The sequence below is a fragment of the Stenotrophomonas sp. YJH_SMC_53 genome, assembly GCF_059369995.1.
The window spans coordinates 132,076-153,434 of the sequence record NZ_JCAFTF010000010.1 but is presented as its reverse complement, the minus strand read 5'-3'; the positions used below and the strand labels follow the sequence as shown (position 1 = coordinate 153,434).

The following is a 21,359-nucleotide window of genomic DNA, read 5'->3' as shown; positions in this document are numbered from 1 at the left end:
CCACGCGTGAACGCCGGTACCCCGCTGACCTTGCCTCCGGAACTGCGTGCGCGCCTGCGCCTGCTGCGGCTGCGGCCGCGCCTGGCCAGCGGCGCCAGTGGCATCGGCCAGCACGCCAGCCGCAGCCGCGGTGCCGGCCTCGAGTTCGCCCAGTACCGGGCCTACGAACCGGGCGACGAGCTGCGCCAGATCGACTGGAAGCTGTACGCGCGTTCGGACCGCTTCTTCGTGCGCGAATCCGAACGCGAAAGCCCGATCACGGTCTGGCTGTTGCTCGATGCTACCGCCTCGGCCGGCCAGGCCGATCGCGCGGCACCGCAGCGCACGCGCCTGGATCACATGCGCGGCGTGGCCGCCTGCGTGGTGGAACTGGCGCTGCAGCAGGGCGACCGTTTCGGCCTGCTGGCGATCAATGGCGATGGACTGCAGTTGGTGCCCGCAGCGAACGGCGCACGCCAGCGTGACCGCGTGCATCTGCAACTGCATGCCCTGCATGCGCGCGGCGGCTGGCCCGTAGCCGATCGCCTGCGCCCGCTGTGGGAGCGTGTGCGTCCGGGCGACCTGCTGCTGGCGATGGGTGATGGCTTCGACGCGGCCTGCATCGTGCTGCTGGAGCAACTGGCCAGCGCACGCCGTGAAGTGGCACTGCTGCAGATCCTCACCGCCGACGAGCGCGATTTCCCGTTCGACGCCGGCCATCGCTTCCGCGATCCGGAAACGGGCGAGGAACTGCTGGGCGATGGCGCGGCGATCCGCGCCGATTACCTGCAGCGCTTCGCCGACGCACGCAACGCATTGCAGTCGCGCCTGCAGGCCAGCGGCATCGCCAGTGCCACTGGCTGGCTCGACCAGCCGCTGGATCATCCACTGCAGGTGCTGTTCGGTCGTGGGGGCGGTGCATGACCCTGCTGTTCCCGTTGGGCCTGGCCGCGCTCGCTGCGTGGTTGCTGCCGCTGCTGATCCATCTGGCCCGGCGCCATCCGTACACGCCGCTGGATTTCGCCGCGCTGCTCTGGCTGCGTGCACAGATCCGCCCGCGCCAGCGCATCCGTTTCGATGACTGGCCGTTGCTGCTGGTGCGCCTGTTGCTGCTGGCTGCATTGGCCATGCTGCTGGCGCGCCCTGCGTTGGTCGGCCCTGCCCCGGTCCCCACTGCCTGGACGGTAGTGGCTCCCGGACTGGACGCGACCGCACTGCGCGGCACCGCCGAAGCGGGCAACTGGCACTGGCTGGCGCCCGGCTTCCCCAGCATCGATCAGGCACCGCCGGCATCCAGCGCATCGCTGCCCAGCCTGTTGCGTGAGCTGGATGCACAGTTGCCCGCCGGCACCGCGTTGACCGTGCACGTTCCCGATCCCCTGCCCGGTCTGGATGGCGCCCGCCTGCAGCTGTCGCGCGAAGTGCAGTGGCGGCCGCGACCGATACCGGCCACTCCGCAACCGAGTGCCGCGACGATGCCGCGTCTGCGCGTGCACAGCGATGCGCCGGCCGCCGCCCAGCACTGGGTGAACGCACTGCAGCGCGCGTGGGGCATGCAGGCGCCGCCCGCTCCTCTGTCGGTTGATGCCCTGCCCGAACGCGGCGAGATCGGCGTATGGAGCCGCAGCGATGCACTGCCGGCGAGCTGGCAGGCGTGGCTGCGCGACGGCGGTCGTGCAGTGAGCGCCGGCAAGCCTGCTCGCGGCGCCGGCATCCTGCTGCGCAACGCCGACGGCACACCACTGCTGTGGCAGCAGCGCATCGGCCACGGCGTCCTGCTGTCACTACCCGGCGACTGGGATGCCTCAGGCAACGCTGCGCTGCGCGACCCGCAGTTGCCGCGTGCCCTGCTGCTGGCCCTGCAACCGCCAGCGTCACCGCGCCTCGGCGATGCACAGGACCAGGCACCACGCCGGGCCGCACTGCCCGCCATAGCGCCCCCAGCGCGTGAGCCAACCACGTGGTTGCTGCTGGTCATCGTGGTGCTGTTCGCGCTGGAGCGCTGGGTGGCCAGTAGTCGCCGGCGCAGGGGGGCCGCATGAACACCCTGCAGTACGCCTGGCAACGCGCACGCCGTCGCCGTGCACTCGTTACCCTGCTGCTGGGCCTGCCGTGGGCGCTGGCCGCGACGACGCTGGCGCTGCGCCTGGCGGGCTTCGATATCGCCTGCGTGGTCGGCACGGTCAGCGTGCTCGCCTGCGCAGCGCTCGCCACGGCACGTGCTCGCCAGCTGGACCCACAGTGGGTGCAGCGTCAGCTCGATGCCGACGGTGCCAGCGAGGACAGTGCCGACCTGCTGTTCGCCGATATGGCAACGCTCAATCCGCTGCAGCAGCGCCAGCGCGCGCATGTGCTGGCCACGCTGGAGCGCGCGACACCGGACCTGCGTCCGCGCTGGCCGCGCAGGGCGTTGGCCCTGAGCTGGGTCGCAGGCCTGGCGATCACTGCGCTGGCATTCGGCTGGCCACGTTCCGGCTCCGGCTCCGCGCCGGCCCGCACATCGGCGCCTGTCAGCACGGCTGCCGCCGGCCCGCTGCACCTTCAGTCCACCCGCCTGCGGATCGACGCACCGGCCTATACCGGCCAGGCCACGCGCACCCAGAACGCGTTGGATGCCAAGGTCGCCGCGGACAGCCGGCTGTCGTGGTCGTTGCGCTTCGATCGCGCGCCGGACAAGGCATGGCTGCAGTTCCACGACGGCCGCCGGCTGCCGCTGAGCGAGCAGGATGGGCAGTGGCTGGCGCAGGATGTGGCGCGCGTGCCTGTGCTGTACCGCGTGGTGAGCGAACCTGCACTGGCCCAAACCCACCTGCATCGCCTGGATGTGGTCGCTGATCGTGCGCCCAGCGTGCGCGTGCTGGAGCCCGCCGCGACCCTGGTGCTGGGCACGCCCGGGCAACGCCAGTGGTCGTTGCGCTTCGAAGCCAGCGATGACTACGCCGTGGCCACGCAGGCAACGCTGTCGATCACCATTACCCGGGGCAGCGGCGAGAACATCACCTTCGTTCGCCGCAGTGTCGGCCTCACCGGCAGCGGCAAAGCGACTGCACGGCGTTTCGCGTACACCCTCGACCTGGCTGCGCTGGGCGCGCAGCCCGGCAGCGATGTCATCGCCCAGCTGGAAGTACGCGACAACCACGCGCCAACACCGCAGGCCGGGCGCAGCAGCAGCGTGATCCTGCGCCTGCCCAGCGCCGAGGTTGCACTCGGTGCCGAACTGGAAGGCCGCATCAAGAAGACGCTGCCGGCCTACTTCCGCAGCCAGCGGCAGATCATCATCGATGCCGAAGCGCTGATCCGGCAGCGACGCAGCCTCGCTGCCGAGGACTTCGTGAAGCGCAGCGATGCGATCGGTGTCGACCAGCGCATCCTGCGCCTGCGCTACGGCCAGTTCCTGGGTGAGGAAAGCGAAGGCGCACCGAAGCCGCCGCCGACCAGCGACCTGCCCACCAGCGATGCGCCAGCTGCAGGCAGCCACGACGACGAGCACGAGCACGACCATGGCACCGAGGCCGGGGCACACGATGAGCATGGCCACGATCACGGCGGCAAGGTGTCCAATGCCGATTCGCCACCGGTGTTCGGCAGCGCCACCGATGTGCTCTCCGAATACGGCCACACCCATGACCATGCCGAGGCCGCGACCCTGCTCGACCCGCAGACCCGGGCCACGCTGAAGGCCGCGCTGGACCAGATGTGGTCGGCCGAAGGCGAGCTGCGCCAGGGCCGGCCAGAGCAGGCGTTGCCGTTTGCCTACAAGGCGCTGGGTTTCATCAAGCAGGTGCAGCAGGCCGAACGCATCTATCTGGCGCGGGTCGGGCCAGAGCTGCCACCGATCGATGAAGGCCGTCGCCTCGGCGGTGATCGCACCGGACTGGCCAGTCGTGAACTGCCGTTGGCCGCCCGAACCCCGCCCGACCGGGCCATCGTTGAAGCCTGGCAGCGCCTCGGTGATGACACCAGCGTGCCCGACCTCGATGCACTCGCTGCCTGGCAGCAGCGCAATGCCGCCTACCTGCCCGATGCGCTGGATCTGGCTGCCGCCATCGAGCAGCTGCGCATCGAGCCCGGTTGCCGCGACTGCCGCCAGCGCCTGCGCGCTCAGTTGTGGCGGGCGCTGCAGCGTCCACTGCCGCAGGCGATGCGGCGCGGCGCCGCCGATGCGATGGGCCAGCGCTACCTGGACGCGCTGGAGGCGCAGCCATGAACCCCTCCGGCCTGAACCTGTGGATCGCCCTGGCACTCGCTGTGATCGTGGCGATCGCCAGCGTTCGCCAGTCGCGCAACAACACCACGCACCGTGGCCGCCGCTGGGAGGTGATCGGGCTGCAGGTCATCGTCGCCACGCTGCTGTATTTCTGCCTGGTGCCGCCCACCCGCCAGCAACCCGCAGGCGGGCTGGTTGTGCTCGGAATCGATGCCAGCAGGGCCGGCGCGTTCCCGGCCAGCGAAGGTCCGCTGTGGCTGTTGCCAGAAGCTGCCGATGTGCCCGGCGCAAAGCGCGTACCCGACCTGGCCACCGCGCTGCGGCAGCATCCGGCCTCCACGCTGACGCTGGTTGGTGCCGGCCTGGTCGCGCGTGACCGCGACGCAGTACTGCCACGCGACGTACGTTGGCAGCCGACAGCGACGCCGCGCGGCTGGGTCGCCTTGCAGCCACCGGCCGACGCCGCGCCCGGCGCACGCTTCGAGGTACAGGCACAGGCGCGTGGCGTTGCCAGGGCAAAGGCGGAACTGCTCGACCCGGCCGGCAGCTTGGTCGATCGCGCGGATGTTGCCGAAGACGGCCACGTTCAGTTGAGTGGCATCACCCGCGCCGAAGGCCGCAGCGTATTCCAGCTGCGCCTGCTCGATGCCGACGGCCATGTGGTGGACAGCGCACCGGTGCCGCAGCAGACCCTGCCGGCGGCGCCGTTGCGCCTGCAGGTGCGTGCCAGCGCGCCGGGCCCCGAACTGAAGTACCTGCGCCGCTGGGCAGCCGATGCCGGCATCCGCGTGCAGGTGCAGGCCGATACCGGTGCCGGCCTGAGCGTTGGCGACGGGGCCTTGCCGCTGGACGCGGCGTCGCTGGCGCGCAGCGATCTGCTGCTGCTGGACGAGCGCAGCCTGGCGGCATTGAATGCCGCCCAGCTGGCCGCTGTGCGGCAGGCGCTGCGCGAAGGACTGGGCGTGCTGGTACGCAGTGCGGGCGCCCCTTCGGCCAGCGCGCGCCAACGCCTGCACGACCTGGGCCTGCCGCTGCGGGGTGATGGCAGCAGCCAGGTCCTCGAACTTCCCGGCGACGGCGAGAGCGCGGTCCTCGCCGCACGACGTGGCCCGCTCGCCGCGGGTACGCTGCCGACCGGCTACGGCGAAGAGGCAGACCGCAGTTCGCACGACGCCGCGCTGCCCACACTGGAAGCACTGGCGCTGCAGGTACCTGGCAGCACCGCGCTGCTGCACGATCGCACCGGCAAGGCTGTCGGTGGCTGGCGCGCTACCGGCAAAGGCCGCATCGGCCTGCTGCCCATCACCGACAGCTGGCGCTGGGTACTTGCCGGCCGCGATGACCGCCACGGCGAACTGTGGAGCGGCGTGGTTGCCACGCTGGCGCGGGCGCAGGGCAGCGCTGAGGCGTTGTGGTCGCCACAGCCGATCAGCTGGGCGGGCGAACGGCAGGCGCTATGCGGCGTGCAGGCGCCGCTGCAGGCCTTCAACGCACGCGGCGAAGGCACGCCGCTGATCGTCGATGGCGCGACGTCAGACCTGCACTGCGCGGGCTGGTGGCCGCGCGAGGCGGGCTGGCAGCGCCTGCAGCACGGCGACGCTGCCCTCTGGCGCTATGCATTCGACCCGAAGGACGCGCCCGCGCTGCATCAGCAGGCAATGATCGATGCAACCACGCAGGCGCTGGCGGGCAGCTCCCCGGCAACCGCGTCGCTGATGCAACCCGTGCCGGGATCGCGCTGGCCGTGGTGGCTGGCGTTCGTGCTGTGCGCATCGCTGCTGTGGTGGCTGGAGCGACGGCGCTGATCCTGGGGTCAGAACCCTTTCGCCAGCGAAAGGGTTCTGACCCCACCGATCGGATCGCGAACGGCATCCACGCATGGCGTGGATCTACCAGCCCCACCCTCATGCGTCCTTCAACGTTTCCCCGCGCGCCGATACACACCATTGAAGCGCACGTTCATGCCACCGCATTCGCTGTTGTCGGCCACGATCAGCACCTCACCCAGCGAGTGCACACGCACCCGGCACGTATCCTCGGCGAACTCGACATCGGCACCCTGCGGTGTGGCACGCGCTTCCACCTGGCCCAGGTTCGGCCCATACGGGCGCTGTTCCGGCGTGGGGTTGGCGGAGGGCCAGTAAGCGTCGCCATCCACGTGCAGTTGCCCACCCTGCACGGTGATGCGCAGGCCGTTGTCGCCATCTTTCCAGTGGCCCGTCCAGTCCTGCAGCGTGGGCACGGCCACCGGCAACGGCTGCAGCTTGCTGCGGTCGACCCAGCCGGCGCTGCCGCCCACCTTGTTGGGGAAGAACGCGCAGCGGTAACGGCCCAGGTCGCGACCGGTCACCACCGTATCGCCGTTGACCACATAGCTGCGCTGGCGGCAGGCCGGTTCGCCCTTGGCGGGGCAGCCCTCCATGTCGCCGAGCAGGTACAGACGCGGTGCATCGACCACCCGCGCCAGCGCGAACCGGCTCTGTTGGGAGGGGAACGCGCCATTGCGGCAGGCGCCGCCATCGGCGATATCGGACGCGAACACGGAGGCCGGCAGCAACGCGGCCAGCAGGCAGAATGAACGCAGAGACATGACAGCATTACCGGTGGGGGAGCCCGCAGGATATACCGGCCTACTTCACTGGCGCTGTGTCGCCGGCATCCTGCTCCTGTGAGAACCGCAGCGCGCGCTGCTGCTGTTCGGCACTGAGCTCTGGCGGTGGCCGCGCCACGGCCGCCTGGATCTGGTCGGGACCGCCGGTGAGTTTGTTGATGCCTTTGGCTGCCGCCAGCACACCCTTGACCACGCCCATCATGATGTAGCCACCGCCCATGCTGACCTGCTCCGGCGATGGCGGTTCGCTCCAGTCGCGGCTGAAACGGTTATCGCCGAACTTCACCGGGTTCTTGAAGCGGTACAGGTCCAGCGGCTCGTCATCGGGCTTGAGCGCACGCACTTCGCCGAGGGTGGTGACGTTGTCCTGCGGCAAGGTGGTGGAGATCGGTGCGGTGGGGGCAGGCGGCGCATCTTCAGGGGGAACGGGTGCAGGATCGGGCACCGCCACCGGCGCAGCCTGTTGCGCCTGTACGATGCCGGTCAGCAGCATGCCGGCCAGGAGTGCTCCCTGCGTTCCACGTCGTGCCACAGCCATCCACCCTTTGGTTGCGTCCAGCGCCCAAGCATACGGATGCCGGCTTCAGATTTCGTTGGCATCGGCGGGGGCATTCAGGCTGTGTCGCGCATCATCGTTGCGCGGCCCGGACACTGAAGTTTGCAATGAGCTTCATTCCCCCCGTGGGATGGGGACGGCATCCTGCGGGTTTCCCGTCAAGACCCACGCTGATGACAGCTCCCTCCACACGCCTGCCGCGCCGGCAGGTCGCCTGCTGATGTCGCGCGCAGCAGTACTGGTTGGTCTGGCGGTCGTGTGCCTGATGGTCATCGCGGGCGCAGTCGAATGGACGTCACGTGTCCGCGCCGGCATCGCCTCGCTGCGCCGGGGCAGCACGCTGCGGACGCTGGACGCGGACGAACACAGGGCACTGGCACCAGTGCGCGCGTTGACCGGCTGCGACCACGACGACCAGGTGAAGCGGCTGCATGGCGCCTTCGCCGGTGGGACGTGGCGGAACAGCTTCCCGATCGGTGACGGCTTTCTGGGTGGCATTCCCGTGCTGGTGCCAAGACAGGCATGGCCCTACGTCTCGGAAGACAATGAAGCTGAAGTCGTACTGGGTGAGAACGTGGCCATGGTGGTGCGTCTCAATGGCTTCACTATCGCTGCTGCACGGCCGGATGCGGCCACCAGCCGCGTCTGTGGCGAGCGCCTGGAGACCCCCGAAGAAGTTTCGATGCGACGGGGACCCGGCCTGCGCGTTTCCCCGCTGGTGATTGCCGCACTGGCGTTGTGGGCCGCCGCTGGCGCCCCAGGGCTGCTGGCCATGCCGTTGCTCGCCATCGCCGGGCTGGCGGCCTGGCTGGCACTCCCTCGCCGCAACAGCCCCGCGACAGCTCAGCGCGTGCTGCAGGTTCGCGGACGCCTGCGCGCCTACCAACGCACTGCCCAGACATCCCGGGTGTGGTTGCTCGGCAATGACCGGCGTGTGCAGCTTCCAGCGGAATGGGAGCACGCTGCGGCATTCTCCCGCGGGCGCTCAATGGTGCTGGAGGTGCGTGCCTGTGATGGATGGGTGTTGGGCGCAGGGACAGCATGGTGCCTCGCCAGCGACCGACGGCGCTATCCGCCCACAGGAGGGTCGTGGCATCTGGCCTGGCTGGGCCTGCTCCTGTGCGTGCTGGTGTTCGGCACTGGCGGAATGCCACCGCTCCGTCCGGATCCTGCATGGGCGGCTGCCTATGGCTGGGGGGTGCTCGCAGTGCTGGCATCGGGCTGGCACGCGGTGCAGATCGTGGTCTGCACCGTGCAGTTCCTGCTCCGCCGCCGCGCGCTTGACGCGGACATCGCGCAGCGTCCCGCCCCGTGGCACTGAACGGTTCACTCGTTCCCATGCTGGTGTCTCACATCCTGAGACACGGATGTGGTGCCATGTGACCCCTCGCAATCCGTCCCGGCTCCCTCCCTCTTCCATGGCCTACGAACTCGCCAAGCGCACCGCCGATGCCGAGCAGAAGCTCGCCACCCGCGATGGCCTGCCCGCCCGCGACGGCGCCCTGCTCAGCGCGCGCCTGCAGCGCCGCTACCAGGACCGCATCACCGGCAGCTTCGCCATTCCCGGCCGTGAAGGCCGCTACGCGCCCGTTCCCGACTCGGTACCACCGGCGCTGGCCGCTGCACTGAAGGCACGCGGCATCGAGCAGCTCTACAGCCACCAGGCCGAAGCCTGGGAGGCCAGCCAGCGCGGCGAGCACGTGGCCATCGTCACCCCCACCGCCAGCGGCAAGTCGCTGTGCTACACCCTGCCGGTGGTCAGCGCGGCCATGCAGGACAAGGCCAAGGCGCTGTACCTGTTCCCGACCAAGGCACTGGCCCAGGACCAGGTGGCCGAGCTGCTGGAACTCAATCGTGCCGGCGATCTCGGCGTCAAGGCCTTCACCTTCGACGGCGACACCCCCGGCGATGCGCGGCAGGCGATCCGCCTGCATGGCGACATCGTGGTGTCCAACCCGGACATGCTGCACCAGGCCATCCTGCCGCATCACACCAAGTGGGCACAGTTCTTCGAGAACCTGCGCTACATCGTCATCGACGAGGTGCACACCTATCGCGGCGTGTTCGGCAGCCACGTCACCAACGTGCTGCGCCGGCTCAAGCGCATCTGCGCGTTCTACGGCGTGCAACCGCAGTTCATCCTGTGCTCGGCCACCATCGGCAACCCGCAGGCGCATGCGGAAGCGCTGATCGAGGCCCCGGTGACTGCCATCACTGAATCCGGTGCGCCCACCGGGCCGAAGCAGGTGCTGCTGTGGAACCCGCCGGTGATCAACCCCGACCTGGGCCTGCGTGCCTCGGCGCGCTCGCAGAGCAACCGCATCGCCCGCATCGCGATCAAGTCCGGGCTGAAGACCCTGGTGTTCGCGCAGACCCGGTTGATGGTCGAGGTGCTGACCAAGTACCTGAAGGACATCTTCGACCACGACCCGCGCAAGCCGCCCCGCATCCGCGCCTACCGCGGCGGTTATCTGCCGACCGAACGCCGCGAGACCGAGCGTGCGATGCGCGCCGGCAACATCGATGGCATCGTCAGCACCTCGGCGCTAGAACTGGGCGTGGACATCGGCAGCCTGGACGTGGTCATCCTCAATGGCTACCCCGGCAGCGTGGCCGCCACCTGGCAGCGTTTCGGCCGTGCCGGTCGCCGCCAGCAACCCGCACTCGGTGTGATGGTGGCCAGTTCGCAGCCGCTGGACCAGTACGTGGTGCGGCACCCGGACTTCTTCGCCGAAGCCTCGCCCGAACATGCGCGCATTGCGCCAGACCAGCCGCTGATCCTGTTCGACCACATTCGCTGCGCGGCCTTTGAACTGCCGTTCCGGGTCGGCGATGGCTTCGGCCCGATCGACCCGGAAGTGTTCCTGGAAGCGCTGGCCGAAACCGAAGTCATCCACCGCGAAGGCGAGCGCTGGGAATGGATCGCCGACAGTTATCCGGCCAACGCGGTCAGCCTGCGTGCGGTGGCCGATGGCAACTTCGTGGTGGTCGACCGCAGCGACGGCCGCCAGCAGATCATCGCCGAGGTCGATTACTCCGCCGCTGCGCTCACGCTGTATGAAGGCGCCATCCACATGGTGCAGTCCACGCCCTACCAGGTGGAGACGCTCGACTGGGAGGGCCGCAAGGCCTACGTCACCCGCACGCATGTGGATTACTACACCGACAGCATCGACTTCACCAAGCTCAAGGTGCTGGACCGCTTCGATGGTGGCGTGGCCGGGCGCGGTGATTCGCACCATGGCGAAGTGCACGTGGTGCGGCGCGTGGCCGGCTACAAGAAGATCCGCTACTACACCCATGAAAACATCGGCTACGGTCCGGTGAACCTGCCCGACCAGGAACTGCACACCACCGCAGTGTGGTGGCAGCTGCCGCAGGCACTGCTGCTGCGCGCCTTCGCCAGCAGGCAGGATGCGCTCGATGGCTTCCTCGGTGCGGCGTATGCGCTGCACATCGTCGCCACCGTGGCGGTGATGGCCGATGCGCGCGACCTGCAGAAGTCGGTCGGCAACGGCGATGGTTCCTGGTTTGCGATCGCCGACCAGAGCGGCCGTGGCCAGTTGCGCGGCAGCGAGGGTGATCCTGGCGTGGTCGAACTGCTGCAGGAATTCGTGCCCACTGTGTATCTGTATGACAACTTCCCCGGTGGCGTTGGCCTCAGCGAGCCGTTGTGGCAGCGTCAGGCGGAGCTGGTGCAGCGCGCGCGTGAACTGGTGCAACGCTGCGACTGCAAGGCCGGCTGCCCGGCCTGCGTGGGCCCGGTGCTGGCTGCACAGGAAGAGGATGAAACCTCGCCACGCGCGCTGGCATTGCGCGTGCTCGACCTGTTCGACGCCGAGGCCTGCCGGCACGTGCCCGACGTGGTGGCGTCCGCACGCGACCCGATGGAGCTGCTGGCACCGTGAGCCTGAGCCTGGACAAGCTGCGCCTGCTGCGGAAGCAGGCCGGCGACCCTAAAGCGGCCACGCCGGCGGCGTCGGACGTTGCCCCTGCGCCACCGGCACCACCGGCCGCCAACGATGCGCAGCAACCACCGGCCGAGCGTTCGGTGTTCGCCTGGGTCGAGCAGGAGATACGCCACAAGCCCACAGGTGCTGCGGCTGCCACATCGGCACACACACCGGCCCAACTGCGGCGGCCGGAAGTGGGCAGCCTGCATCGCCTGCTCGGCATGCGCTCGCGGAGCGGCGCCACGCCGGCACGTGCCAGCGCACAGGATCGCCAGCTGCCGGGCGAGGAAATCGCGCCGGGTCTGTTCCTGATCGAATCGCTGCAACCTCAGCCGATCCCAACTGCCCCGCTGTCGCTGGCCTTCGCCAAGCGCGAAGACCAGCACGTGGCTGCACGCGATCTGCTGTTCTTCGACACCGAGACCACCGGCCTGGCCGGCGGCACCGGCACCCGTGCCTTCATGATCGGCGCGGCCGATTGGCATGTGTGCCCGCAGCGTGGCGAGGGCCTGCGCATCCGCCAGTTGCTGATGGCCACCATGGCCGCCGAGGACGCGATGCTGGCCACCTTTGCCCGCTGGCTGCAACCGTCCACCGTGTTCTGCAGCTACAACGGCCGCAGCTACGATGCGCCGCTGCTGAAGGCGCGCTACCGGCTGGCCCGGCAGCCGGACCCGATCACCGCACTGGACCATGTCGACCTGCTCTACCCCACGCGCCGTCGCTATCGCGGCAGCTGGGGGAACTGCAAGCTGTCCACCATCGAACGCCAGCTGCTGCGCGTGGTGCGCGAGGACGACCTGCCCGGCTCGGAAGCACCCGGTGCATGGCTGCGCTTCCTGCGCGGCGGCGATGCGGTGAACCTGCGCCGGGTGGCCGACCACAACCACCAGGACGTGGTGACCCTGGCCCTGCTGCTGCAGCGGCTGGTGCGCGAGGAACAGCGCGAGCGCGAGACACTGGCGCTGGTCGGGCGGTAATGACACACGGGGCCGCGTTGACATGCCCTGACGGTGGCAGCGGTGACACTGCCACCACCATCCACGCCTGGAGCCCGACGATGCGCCTCAATCCGCTTGCCCTGCTTGCCATTCTGCCACTGGCCGCCTGCAGTCACGCCGGCGGCAGCACCGCCCCCGATCCCACGCCGGCGCCCGTGGCCGACGCCGCGCACGAATGCAGGCCGGAGGCGCTCGAGGCCTTCACCGGCAAGACGGCTGACGAAGCCACCATCAAGAAGCTGGTGGCCGCCAGCGGCGCGCGCGGTGCACGGGTGGTCAAGCCGGGCATGGCGGTGACCATGGACTTCCGCCAGGACCGCGTGACGGTGCAGGTGGATGCGCAGAACCGGATCGAGCGCGCCAGCTGCGGTTGATCGCCCCAGGGTAGTGCCGGCCGCTGGCCGGCACTACCGATCAGAGTCGCTCGGCCTTGCCACTGGCCAGGGCGCGCGCGATCACCTGCTGCGCCTGTTGCGACGCCTGGGCATGCACGCGTGCCTGGCGCTCGCCCAACGCGGCCTGCTGGCTGCCCAGCGCTGCCTGGCGGCTGGCCAGTTCAGACTGCTGGCTGGCCAGGCGCTGCATCTCGCGGGTGTCGCTGGCGCGCGCGGTTTCGTTGTCCACGTCCTGCATCGCACGACGTGCCTGTGCGGCGGCCTCACGTGCCGCCTCGCGGGCAACGGCCACATCGTAGGTCGCGCCCCGCGCCGCCTTTGCCGCTTCCGCCGCTGCCTCGCGGTTGATGTCATGCGCGGCCATCGCACTGCGCGCGGCCTCGGCGGCGATCAGTGCGATGCGGCGCGATTGCTCGCCCTGCAGGCGGCCCATTTCACCCAGCTGCCTGCCGAGTTCGCCCTGCTGGCGACCCAGCACGCTTTGCTGGCGGCCCAGTTCGCTCTGCTGGCGGCCCAGCTCTACGGCACCGCTGTAGGCACGCTGCAGGCTCTGGATCAGCATCGGGTCACGCACCACGTAGCGCTTGTCACCCTGGCGGAACCACAACGCCGGGCCCTTGCCGAGCTGCCTGCGGGCCACCGTCACGTCGTCCATGCCGCCGTTGGCGAAGGTCGAATCACCATCAACCAGAACGAAGGCCTCCCGGGGCGACCTGCCCAGGTCCAGGCGACCGTAGGTGGTGATGGAGGTGGCGGCCGACGTCGTGCCTTCATCGTCTTCGGCCATGCCCGTGGCGTCGCCGACATCGGCCACATCGGCATCGTCGGGCCCGGTCGCGTCAGCGGGTTCGGCCGGCGCGGCCGGTGCTGCAGGCGCGGCCGGGGCCGCCGGCACGCCCGCGGCGGATGGCGGTGCGGCCGGAGCCTTGGGAGCCTTCGGCGGTGGTGGCGCCACGACCTTGGGTGCCGCCGGTGGCGCGGGCGGTGCCGGCGGTACCGGCGCAGCGACCAGCCGCATCGGCGCCACACCCACCAGTACCACGGCCGCCGTCAACGCCATCGCCAGGATGCGGGGGCAGGCACGGCGTGGCTGCAACGAGAGCAGGCGACGCTTGAGGCTGGTGGCATCCGGTGCGGCACTGGCCACGCCCAGGTGCGGCTGCGGTGCCACCCCCAGCTGCAGCAACAGACGGCCATAGGCCTGGCGGCTGGCAGCGTGCTGGCCCACCACCGCTGCGTCCACCGCTTCTTCGCGCGCTTGTGCATATTCACGCACCGACAGGCGCAACAGCGGATGGAAGAAGAACAGGTGCTGGGCCAGCGCAGGCAGCAGGCCCCACTGCAGGTCCCGCCGCTGCAGGTGCTGCAGTTCGTGGGTCAGGGCCAGGTCGAGCGCGTCGCCCTGCAGGGCGTTCTCGCCCGCCGGCAACAGCAGCACCGGGCGGAACGGACCGACCAGCTGCGGTGCGTCCACCTGCGTGCTCATCCACAACCGCGGCGCAGGCCGCACACCATGTGCATCGGAAGCCAACTGCAGGGCCTGCACCAACGCCTGGTCCTCGCAGGGATAGGCCGCTGCCAGCAGCGCGCGACAGCGACGCCACTCACCGAAGGTGCGCAGGGCCGTCAACAGCACGCCGGACATCCACAGGCCGGCCAGTGCGATGACCCACCACGCCACTGCTGGCGTGTCTGCTGCAGGCATCGGTATCGTCGCCAGCAGCTGCGCCGAGGCTTCCGGGGCCAGCGGATAGACCACGTCGGCAGCCGCATCGGTTGCGGTCATCGCCACCACCTGCGGTGCGGGCAGCCAGGCCAGCTGCAGCGGCTGGCTCCAGAACAGGCCAAGCACGGCCTGCAGCGATACCAGCCACCACAGGCGGCAGCGGGTCGCCGCCGACAGTGACGGCAGCGCGCGGCACACGCCATATACCAGGGCTACCAGCAGCACGGTCTGCAGGCTGGTCCAGCCCAGCCGTTCCAGCATCGGGATCAGCATCGTGGTGTCCATGGCTCAGCCCTCGTGGCGACGCGATTGGAGTTGGGCGACCAGCGCTTCCAGTTCGGCCAGTTCGTTGTCGCTGACCTTCTGCCGCTGCGACAGATAGGCCACGAACGGCGACACCGAGCCCTGCAGGGTGTTGTCGACAAACTGCGCCACCGCGCCCTGCAGCACGCTCTGCGGGCCGCGGGTGGCCTGGTAGCGGTAGATACCGTCCTGTTGCCGGCGCTGAAGATACCCCTTCGCCCGCAGGCGCTCCATCATCGTCAGCACAGTGGAGCGGGCCAGCCCGCGGGCCTCGCCGTAGCCACTGGCGACCTCGCCGACACTGGCCGGCGCATGTTCATCGATGTACTGCAGCAGGGCCAGTTCCTGGTCCCCGATGGTCTTGCCGCGCATGACACCACTCCCTTGACTACACGTGTCGCCACTGTCAGCTTGACGACAGCTGTAGTCAACCCCCCGGAAGTCACGGGCCGACGAACGGTAGGGCACCGAGCGTTTAAACCTTCGATGCGCTGTCGGCATCCGATTCGCAACGCCCGCTGGAATTCCGCATGTTCCGCCCAACGCTCCGAGTCGTGCTCATGCTCATCAGTGCCCTGCCCTTCGCCGCCGTCTCTGCCAGCCAGGACCAGGCCAACGACCAGACCCGCCGCCTGATCCGCCAGATCATGCTGGAGCAGCGCATCCCCGGGCTGCAGGTCGCGGTGGTCAAGGACGGGCAGATCGTGCTCTCCGAAGCCTACGGCCTGGCCAACGTCGAGAACGGCGTGCTTGCCTCGCGGGACACCCGCTTCCCGCTCAATTCGGCCACCAAGGCGTTTACCGGCGTGGCTGCCGCGCAGCTGGCTCAGCAAGGGCAGCTGGATCTGGACGCGCCGGCCTCGCGATATCTGGGTGATCTTCCGCCAGCGTGGAGAGACGTACGCGTACACCAGCTGCTGGCGCATACCTCCGGCCTTCCGGACATCCTTGATGCGAACGGGCTGCTGGGCGGAGGTTCCGAAGCACAGGCATGGGCGGCGGTGACAGCTCGACCGCTGGAAGCGGCGCCTGGGCAGCGCTTCGCCTACAACCAGACCAACTACGTATTGCTGGCGCGGATCATCGCGCAGCAATCCGGCATGCCCTACGAACGTTTCCTCGCCACCGGCCAGTTCAGCAGCGCGCGGATGGCCCGCACCACCTTCGGCGACAGCTACGACCTGATTCCGGATGCTGCGACGATGTACAGCCTGGCCCCGCGTGCCACCGACGATGTAGATGCGCCGTCCCGCCTGTCGCATTGGTTCTACGACATACCGCCTTCGCTGTGGGCGGGTGGCGGCATCCTCACCACCGCCGACGACACCGCGCGCTGGCTGGTCGCGCTGACCGAAGGCCGCCTGCTGCCGGAGACGGCCCTGCGGCGGATGTGGAGCGTAGAGCGCCTGGCGGATGGCCGTGCCGGCCCGTGGGCGGGTGGCTGGCCGGTGTTGCACGCATCGCCCGACCTTCAGGTGGCCGGTATCGGCGGTGCGCGCTCGGCCTTCGTGGTCTATCCCGAGCGCGGCGTGGCGGTGGTGGTACTGACCAATCTTGTCGGTGCCAATCCACAGCAGTTCATTCCACGCATTGCCGATTTCTATGCGCGCGATGCCTCAACGCCCGGTCACGAACGGGTCGCCCTGGCACGGCAATAGCGGGCTGTCATCGCAGGGCCATAACCCGGCCGGCACGGTCCTGGACACTTCAAAGTGATCCTGGTTCCAGCGCAGGAAACCGCCGTGCATGGCATTGCCATGGTCGAAGCTGCGTGCATCGGCGGTCAGTGGCTGTTCGGGGTCGGCTTCGGCCACCCAACGCAGCACGGGCACTTTGTCCAGCACGCCGATGAAGGCGAACAGATCGCCCGCGCCCTTGTCCTCGTAGGCCGTCATGGTCGCCGCATCGGGCAACCCGGCCTGCGCCAGGATGGATGCGGTGACATCCTGCAGCGGTGCGGCTCCCTGTGCGATGTAGGCGCGCATGCCCGTGGTGGTTGCCGGGCAGCCCTGCAGCTGCACCAGATAGCCGGTGATACCGCCACTGCCGGAGAACGACCGCATCCAATAGCGGAAACGCGGCCCGCTGCGATCAGTAACCATGAAATCCTGCTGGCCATCCTGCGCGGGAATGGAGAGCACCTGCACCTTGCTGGCGCTCTCCACGTTGCACTTCAACTGCGCCAGCACCTGCCTGGCAGGTTCGGGCAACGTAGCGTAGCGGCCGCCGGGATGGACGCTGCCGGAAGCCTTGGGCAATGCGGGCAGTCCGCGATCCGTGGGAAGGGTCTGCGCAGGCGGGGTCTCCGGTTTCGCGGCCGAGCTGGCAGTGGGCGCCACCGGCGCGACGCGCTCTCCAGCGGGCGCGCAGGCGCTGCAGGCCAGCAGCAGCATCAATGGAACGCTCGGCGTCAGCTGCGATCGGATCATCGATCAACGCCCTCCCATCGCCGGCGCTTCCTGCTGCTGTGCCGGCGCGGGCACAGGTGCAGCCTGTTCGCGCGATTGCTGCTGCAGCTGGCGCAGGCTGGATTCCACTGCGGTCTCGCGCACCTCGGCCGCATTGACCCCTGCGCGCAGCGCCGCAGGATCGCCCGGGCTGCCCTGCACCAGGAACAGTGTCTCGCCCGCCGCACGGCCGGCGCTGGGATTGCTGGCCACGATCTGGTCGACCCGGGTGATGCCCGCGGCCTTCGCTTCGCGCAGCATCACCAGGCTGTAGTCCTCGGCATGCTCGGCGTAGCGTCCGCCCAGGGCCTGCAGGCGCGTACTGATCTGCTGCTGCAGGGCATGATCGCGATGCTGCGGCTGACGGGGGTCCTCGTTGGCCGCGAGCGGCACGTCCTGCCCCAATTCGCGCGTCTGGCCGGGTGCAACCGAGGTCAGCACGTACTGCCAGCGGTTCTGCCCAGGCGTGCCGCGCACCGTCGACACGAAGTCGTCATACTCGCCGCCACCGATGGTCTGGCAACCGGCCGAATCGGTGTTGGACCGGCTGCCACGATGGATCTTGAAGGTGTCGTTGAGGTCCTGCACGCCCTGGGTATCACGCGCATCGAACCAGCCATCGCCATTGCTGTCGCGCTCCACCCGTCCGGCGCCCGCAGTGATCGCGTCCTGCGAAGGACGCAGCGCGAACTCATCGGGATGGCCATTGCGCGGATGGGTGGTCGCGCGCATCTCGGTGGTGCCCTCGCCCAGGCGCCCCAGATCCTTGACCCGGTCGCCGTTGACGTCCTCACCCTCGGTCTTGGTACGCGGCGCCACATTGCCAAAGCCCGGGCTGCGCGGCGCGGTCTTGGCATGGCCGTCGTACTGGGCGGTCGGCTCGGTCGTGGCCTGGTTGAACTCGCGCACATGGCCGCGGCCCTGCGCATCCTTCCACAGCACCACGATGCGGTCATCGTAGACCCCACGTCCGCGCGCCTCGGTCGTGCGGTTCTCATCGCGCAACCCCAGCACCACGCGGTCCTGGGTTGCCATTGCATCGTTCGCTGCGATGTTGCCGCGCTGGGCCACGATGCTGCCATAAACGTCGTACTGCTGGGCCTGGCTCAATCCCGCTGTCTCGGCAGCATCGGGCATCCGCGGCGGGCGCGTCGCCTCGCCCAAGCGATCCAGCATCGGATTCACCGTAGCTGCATCGGCTGCGGCCACGCCCCCGTTCCGGCGCAGGCCCTCAAGCTCGGCGGCCGCACGCGCCGAGATATAGCGATCCAGCGATTCCTGCACCACTGCGCTCTGGCCGTCGTGCAGGGCCTGGAGGCGGGTGGCGGCAGCACGCGCATCGTTCCGCCGCAGCAGGGCGACGACCTCGTTGGCTGCGGCATTGATATCCATTTCGGGCATGGTCGGTCCTTGAACATGGTCGGTACAGGATCAGCCTACCCCAATCGCACGGTGGGGCCTTTGACAGGTCGCACACCTTCGCTGCCCCGCCGGATTCAGGCGGGAACCATCACAACTCAGCCGCGTGGCCCACCCATCACCGGCAGGATCGCCCCGCTGATGTAGCTTGCACAGACCGGCGAAGCCAGGAACACATACGCCGGTGACAGCTCTTCAGGCTGTGCCGGCCGGCCCATGTCGCTGTCCTTGCCGAACTCCGCCACGTCTTCGGCCTGCTTGTCGGCGGGGTTCAGCGGCGTCCATACCGGCCCCGGCGCCACGCAGTTCACGCGGATGCCGCGCGGCAGCAGCTGGCTGGCCAGCGCCTTGGTGAACGCATGGATCGCGCCCTTGGTGGCGGAATAGTCGATCAGCGCCTTGCTGCCGAAGATCCCCGTTTCCGAGCCGGTGTTGATGATGTTCGCGCCTTCGCCCAGATGCGGCAGTACCGCACGCGCCATCTGGATGTAACCGCCGATGTTGGTCTGCAGGGTCTCCTGAAGGTGCGCATCCTCCAGATCTTCCAGGCGCTCGCAGTGCAGTTGGAACGCGGCGTTGTTGACCAGAATGTCGATGCCGCCGAACGCCTTGGCCACCTGCTTGACGGCCTTGTTGCAGAAACGCGGATCGCGCACATCGCCGGCGATCACCACGCAGCGGCCGCCTTCGCGTTCCACGTGCTGGCGGGTGATGTCCGCGTCTTCGGCCTCGTCCAGGTGCAGTACCGCCACATCCGCACCTTCGCGCGCGAACAACACTGCCACCGCACGGCCAATGCCGGAGTCGCCACCGGTGACGATCGCACGCATGCCCTGCAGCTTGCCGCTGCCCGTGTAGTCGGGCGCAAGGAAACGGGGCGCCAGCTCCAGTTCGTGCTCGTGGCCGGGCTTGGCCAGCTGCTGTGCCGGCATCGCCTCCGGCTGCCGGCGTGCGCCGGCCTGGGTGGCGGTCTTCTTCGTTGCCTTCTTGGCCGCGCGCGCGTCCTTGGCCTTCTCCTGGTCCTGCAGGCGCCGCTGCCGTGCAGCGACGCGTGCCGCCCGTGGATCACTGGCGGCTGCCTTGCGGGTTGCGGTCTTCACCACGCGCGGGCGATCAGGGTCGGCGACCGTCTTGGTCGGGGTGCTGCCTTTGCGCACTTTCGGCGATGCCTTACGGCGGGCGGGGGTCTTGCTGGTGGTGGCCATGCAGGTCTCCTCGGGAGGGAAAGGGGCTGCCGGCCAGCGGCCGGCACTACCGGAGGGCGGCCCATGCCGCTCCTGCAGTGTCTCCACCCACGCTGTTGGCGGCGGTGAGCGCGCCGTGTCCACGATGTGCACGGCATTCATTCCGCCACCACGTCTGACGTCGCACCCTGCACGCAATCACACCAGGAGCGCCGCCATGAAACTTGCCATCGCCACCGCCGCCGCCTGCTTTGCCCTTGCCGCCTGCAGCAGCACGCCGATGGCCCAGGTGCAGCCGATCGACGGCGTGATCTCCGGCCAGTGCCACAGCGACAGGGTGCGCGGCGCGGTGGGCCTGGCCGCCTCGGACGCCACCGTGGCCCGCGCACGCGTGGACAGCGACAGCCTGCACGTACGGGTACTGCGCCATGACGGGCCGCGGGTGCCGCCGGCCAGCGAAGGCGGCGACCGCCTGACCATCGAGAAGGGCCGGACCAACAACATCGTTGCGATCTACTGCGGCTGACGACTGCGACTGAGCCGCCGCGCCCGGCGCAGCACTTTCAGCGTGGCCTGCTCCCACTGCCGCGGGCCTCGCAGGCCGGCCAGCGAGGCCAGCTCACCGCGCTCCCAGCCGGCAAACACGCACGGGTCGATGTAGGCCTTGCGGCACACGGCCGGCGTGTTGCCCAGCCGTGCCGCCACTTGGCAGACCACTTCACGCTGCGCCTTGGCCAGCGCGCGCTGGCTGGCCGGTTCCGGCAGTTCGGTGGCGGCCAATGCCTGTACCGCCGCCAGCGTGCCGCCCCAGGTGCGGAAGTCCTTGGCGGTGAAGTCTTCGCCCATCACCTCGCGCAGGTAGTCGTTCACCGCGCCGGAATCCACCGGCTGCAGCGCGCCTTCGTCGTCGCGGTACTGGAACAGCGCCTGCCCGGGCAGCTGCTGGATGCCGCGTACCAGCGTGCCCAGCCGCCGATCGCCCACCACCACCTCGTGCAACTGCCCGGATTTGCCCCGGAAGCGCATGCGCACGCGGCCACCGCGCAGCAGGTCCAGGTGGCGGTTGCGCAGCGTTGTCAGCCCGTAGGATTTGTTTTCCTGTGCATAGCTTTCGTTACCCACCCGCACCAGGGTGTCGGCCAGCAGGGCCACCACCACCGCAAGCACCTTGTCGCGCGGGAAGCCGGGCTGCTTCAGATCGCGCGACAGCCGCCGCCGCAGCGTGGGCAACGCCTCGCCAAAGGCGATGATGCGGTCGAACTTGCCGGCATCGCGCTCCTTCGCCCAATCGGCATGGTAGCGATACTGCTTGCGTCCACGCGCATCGCGGCCGGTGGCCTGCAGGTGGCCATTGGCGTGGGCGCAGATCCACACGGCGGTATACGCAGGTGGAATCGCCAGCGCACGGATGCGCTGCAGGGTGGCGGCATCGCGAACCGCGTGGCCATCGGCATCGCGGTAACTGAAGCCCTTGCCGGCGCGACGCCGGCTGATGCCTGGCTGGGTGTCATCGACATAGCGCAGGCCGGCCGCGCGCGCGGCCTGTCGTTCGGGGGTAGAGGAGGTTGGCATGACCGC

General features: G+C 69.2%; 18 protein-coding genes. 10 read left to right on the top strand and 8 right to left on the bottom strand.

Features of this window, described 5'->3' with window-relative positions:
- The first annotated feature begins 6 nt into the window (after positions 1-6).
- Genes AC5P7X_RS16270 through AC5P7X_RS16255 form a run of 4 tightly spaced genes read left to right on the top strand, consistent with a single transcriptional unit; the run spans position 7 to position 5,991 of the window.
- Positions 7-903 (top strand): DUF58 domain-containing protein, encoded by an 897-nt coding sequence (locus AC5P7X_RS16270; RefSeq protein ID WP_372484991.1) that lies wholly within the window; start codon positions 7-9, stop codon positions 901-903.
- A complete protein-coding gene (locus AC5P7X_RS16265) occupies positions 900-2,021 on the top strand; it encodes a BatA domain-containing protein (protein ID WP_495215152.1) in 1,122 nt (373 codons plus the stop codon). The genes AC5P7X_RS16270 and AC5P7X_RS16265 overlap by 4 nt, the downstream gene beginning before the upstream one ends.
- Positions 2,018-4,186 (top strand): hypothetical protein, encoded by a 2,169-nt coding sequence (locus tag AC5P7X_RS16260; protein ID WP_495215150.1) that lies wholly within the window; start codon positions 2,018-2,020, stop codon positions 4,184-4,186. Before AC5P7X_RS16265 ends, AC5P7X_RS16260 begins: the two co-directional genes overlap by 4 nt.
- Positions 4,183-5,991, top strand: a complete 1,809-nt coding sequence (locus tag AC5P7X_RS16255) for an amino acid adenylation domain-containing protein (protein WP_329842717.1) — start codon at positions 4,183-4,185, stop codon at positions 5,989-5,991. The genes AC5P7X_RS16260 and AC5P7X_RS16255 overlap by 4 nt, the downstream gene beginning before the upstream one ends.
- Positions 5,992-6,101: 110 nt before the next feature.
- Here AC5P7X_RS16255 and AC5P7X_RS16250 read toward each other — a convergent pair whose 3' ends face one another.
- Positions 6,102-6,776, bottom strand: a complete 675-nt coding sequence (locus tag AC5P7X_RS16250) for a hypothetical protein (protein WP_329842718.1) — start codon at positions 6,774-6,776, stop codon at positions 6,102-6,104.
- 40 nt (positions 6,777-6,816) lie between these two features.
- Complete coding sequence (locus AC5P7X_RS16245; RefSeq protein WP_061479909.1) at positions 6,817-7,335, bottom strand: hypothetical protein; 519 nt, start codon at positions 7,333-7,335, stop codon at positions 6,817-6,819.
- 97 nt (positions 7,336-7,432) lie between these two features.
- Here AC5P7X_RS16245 and AC5P7X_RS16240 point away from each other — a divergent pair, with 97 nt between their 5' ends.
- The 4 genes from AC5P7X_RS16240 to AC5P7X_RS16225 all read left to right on the top strand — a co-directional run bounded on the left by AC5P7X_RS16240 (position 7,433) and on the right by AC5P7X_RS16225 (position 12,681).
- Positions 7,433-8,674 (top strand): hypothetical protein, encoded by a 1,242-nt coding sequence (locus AC5P7X_RS16240; RefSeq protein ID WP_495215148.1) that lies wholly within the window; start codon positions 7,433-7,435, stop codon positions 8,672-8,674.
- Positions 8,675-8,771: 97 nt separating this feature from the next.
- A complete protein-coding gene (locus tag AC5P7X_RS16235) occupies positions 8,772-11,261 on the top strand; it encodes a DEAD/DEAH box helicase (protein ID WP_188239590.1) in 2,490 nt (829 codons plus the stop codon).
- Positions 11,258-12,286 carry a ribonuclease H-like domain-containing protein gene (locus AC5P7X_RS16230; RefSeq protein ID WP_329842721.1) on the top strand — a complete coding sequence of 343 codons (1,029 nt, stop codon included), beginning with the start codon at positions 11,258-11,260 and terminating at the stop codon, positions 12,284-12,286. The genes AC5P7X_RS16235 and AC5P7X_RS16230 overlap by 4 nt, the downstream gene beginning before the upstream one ends.
- Before the next feature lie 80 nt (positions 12,287-12,366).
- Positions 12,367-12,681: an I78 family peptidase inhibitor gene (locus tag AC5P7X_RS16225; protein ID WP_171958004.1), complete on the top strand. Its 315-nt coding sequence runs from the start codon at positions 12,367-12,369 to the stop codon at positions 12,679-12,681.
- A gap of 40 nt (positions 12,682-12,721) precedes the next feature.
- On the opposite strand, the gene AC5P7X_RS16220 is transcribed toward AC5P7X_RS16225, so the two are convergent.
- Both AC5P7X_RS16220 and AC5P7X_RS16215 read right to left on the bottom strand, forming a co-directional pair.
- Positions 12,722-14,713 (bottom strand): M56 family metallopeptidase, encoded by a 1,992-nt coding sequence (locus AC5P7X_RS16220; protein WP_329842722.1) that lies wholly within the window; start codon positions 14,711-14,713, stop codon positions 12,722-12,724.
- Between the two features lie 3 nt (positions 14,714-14,716).
- Positions 14,717-15,103, bottom strand: coding sequence for a BlaI/MecI/CopY family transcriptional regulator (locus tag AC5P7X_RS16215; RefSeq protein ID WP_005421039.1), 387 nt, complete (start codon positions 15,101-15,103; stop codon positions 14,717-14,719).
- Positions 15,104-15,291: 188 nt separating this feature from the next.
- Between AC5P7X_RS16215 and AC5P7X_RS16210 the strand changes: the two genes are divergently transcribed.
- A complete protein-coding gene (locus AC5P7X_RS16210) occupies positions 15,292-16,389 on the top strand; it encodes a serine hydrolase domain-containing protein (RefSeq protein ID WP_005421041.1) in 1,098 nt (365 codons plus the stop codon).
- On the opposite strand, the gene AC5P7X_RS16205 is transcribed toward AC5P7X_RS16210, so the two are convergent.
- The 3 genes from AC5P7X_RS16205 to AC5P7X_RS16195 all read right to left on the bottom strand — a co-directional run bounded on the left by AC5P7X_RS16205 (position 16,348) and on the right by AC5P7X_RS16195 (position 19,802).
- On the bottom strand, positions 16,348-17,160 hold the full coding sequence (locus AC5P7X_RS16205; protein WP_053497991.1) for a hypothetical protein: 813 nt from the start codon (positions 17,158-17,160) through the stop codon (positions 16,348-16,350). The genes AC5P7X_RS16210 and AC5P7X_RS16205 overlap by 42 nt on opposite strands.
- Before the next feature lie 3 nt (positions 17,161-17,163).
- Positions 17,164-18,579, bottom strand: coding sequence for an XVIPCD domain-containing protein (locus AC5P7X_RS16200; protein WP_206619820.1), 1,416 nt, complete (start codon positions 18,577-18,579; stop codon positions 17,164-17,166).
- Positions 18,580-18,695: 116 nt separating this feature from the next.
- The gene (locus AC5P7X_RS16195; RefSeq protein ID WP_495215146.1) at positions 18,696-19,802 is read right to left on the bottom strand and encodes an SDR family oxidoreductase; all 1,107 of its coding nucleotides are present in this window, start codon (positions 19,800-19,802) and stop codon (positions 18,696-18,698) included.
- A gap of 196 nt (positions 19,803-19,998) precedes the next feature.
- Between AC5P7X_RS16195 and AC5P7X_RS16190 the strand changes: the two genes are divergently transcribed.
- Positions 19,999-20,307 carry a hypothetical protein gene (locus AC5P7X_RS16190; protein ID WP_049438731.1) on the top strand — a complete coding sequence of 103 codons (309 nt, stop codon included), beginning with the start codon at positions 19,999-20,001 and terminating at the stop codon, positions 20,305-20,307.
- Here AC5P7X_RS16190 and AC5P7X_RS16185 read toward each other — a convergent pair.
- Positions 20,295-21,353 (bottom strand): DNA topoisomerase IB, encoded by a 1,059-nt coding sequence (locus AC5P7X_RS16185; RefSeq protein WP_053497997.1) that lies wholly within the window; start codon positions 21,351-21,353, stop codon positions 20,295-20,297. The two genes, AC5P7X_RS16190 and AC5P7X_RS16185, sit on opposite strands and share 13 nt — an antisense overlap.
- Between the last annotated feature and the right edge of the window lie 6 nt (positions 21,354-21,359).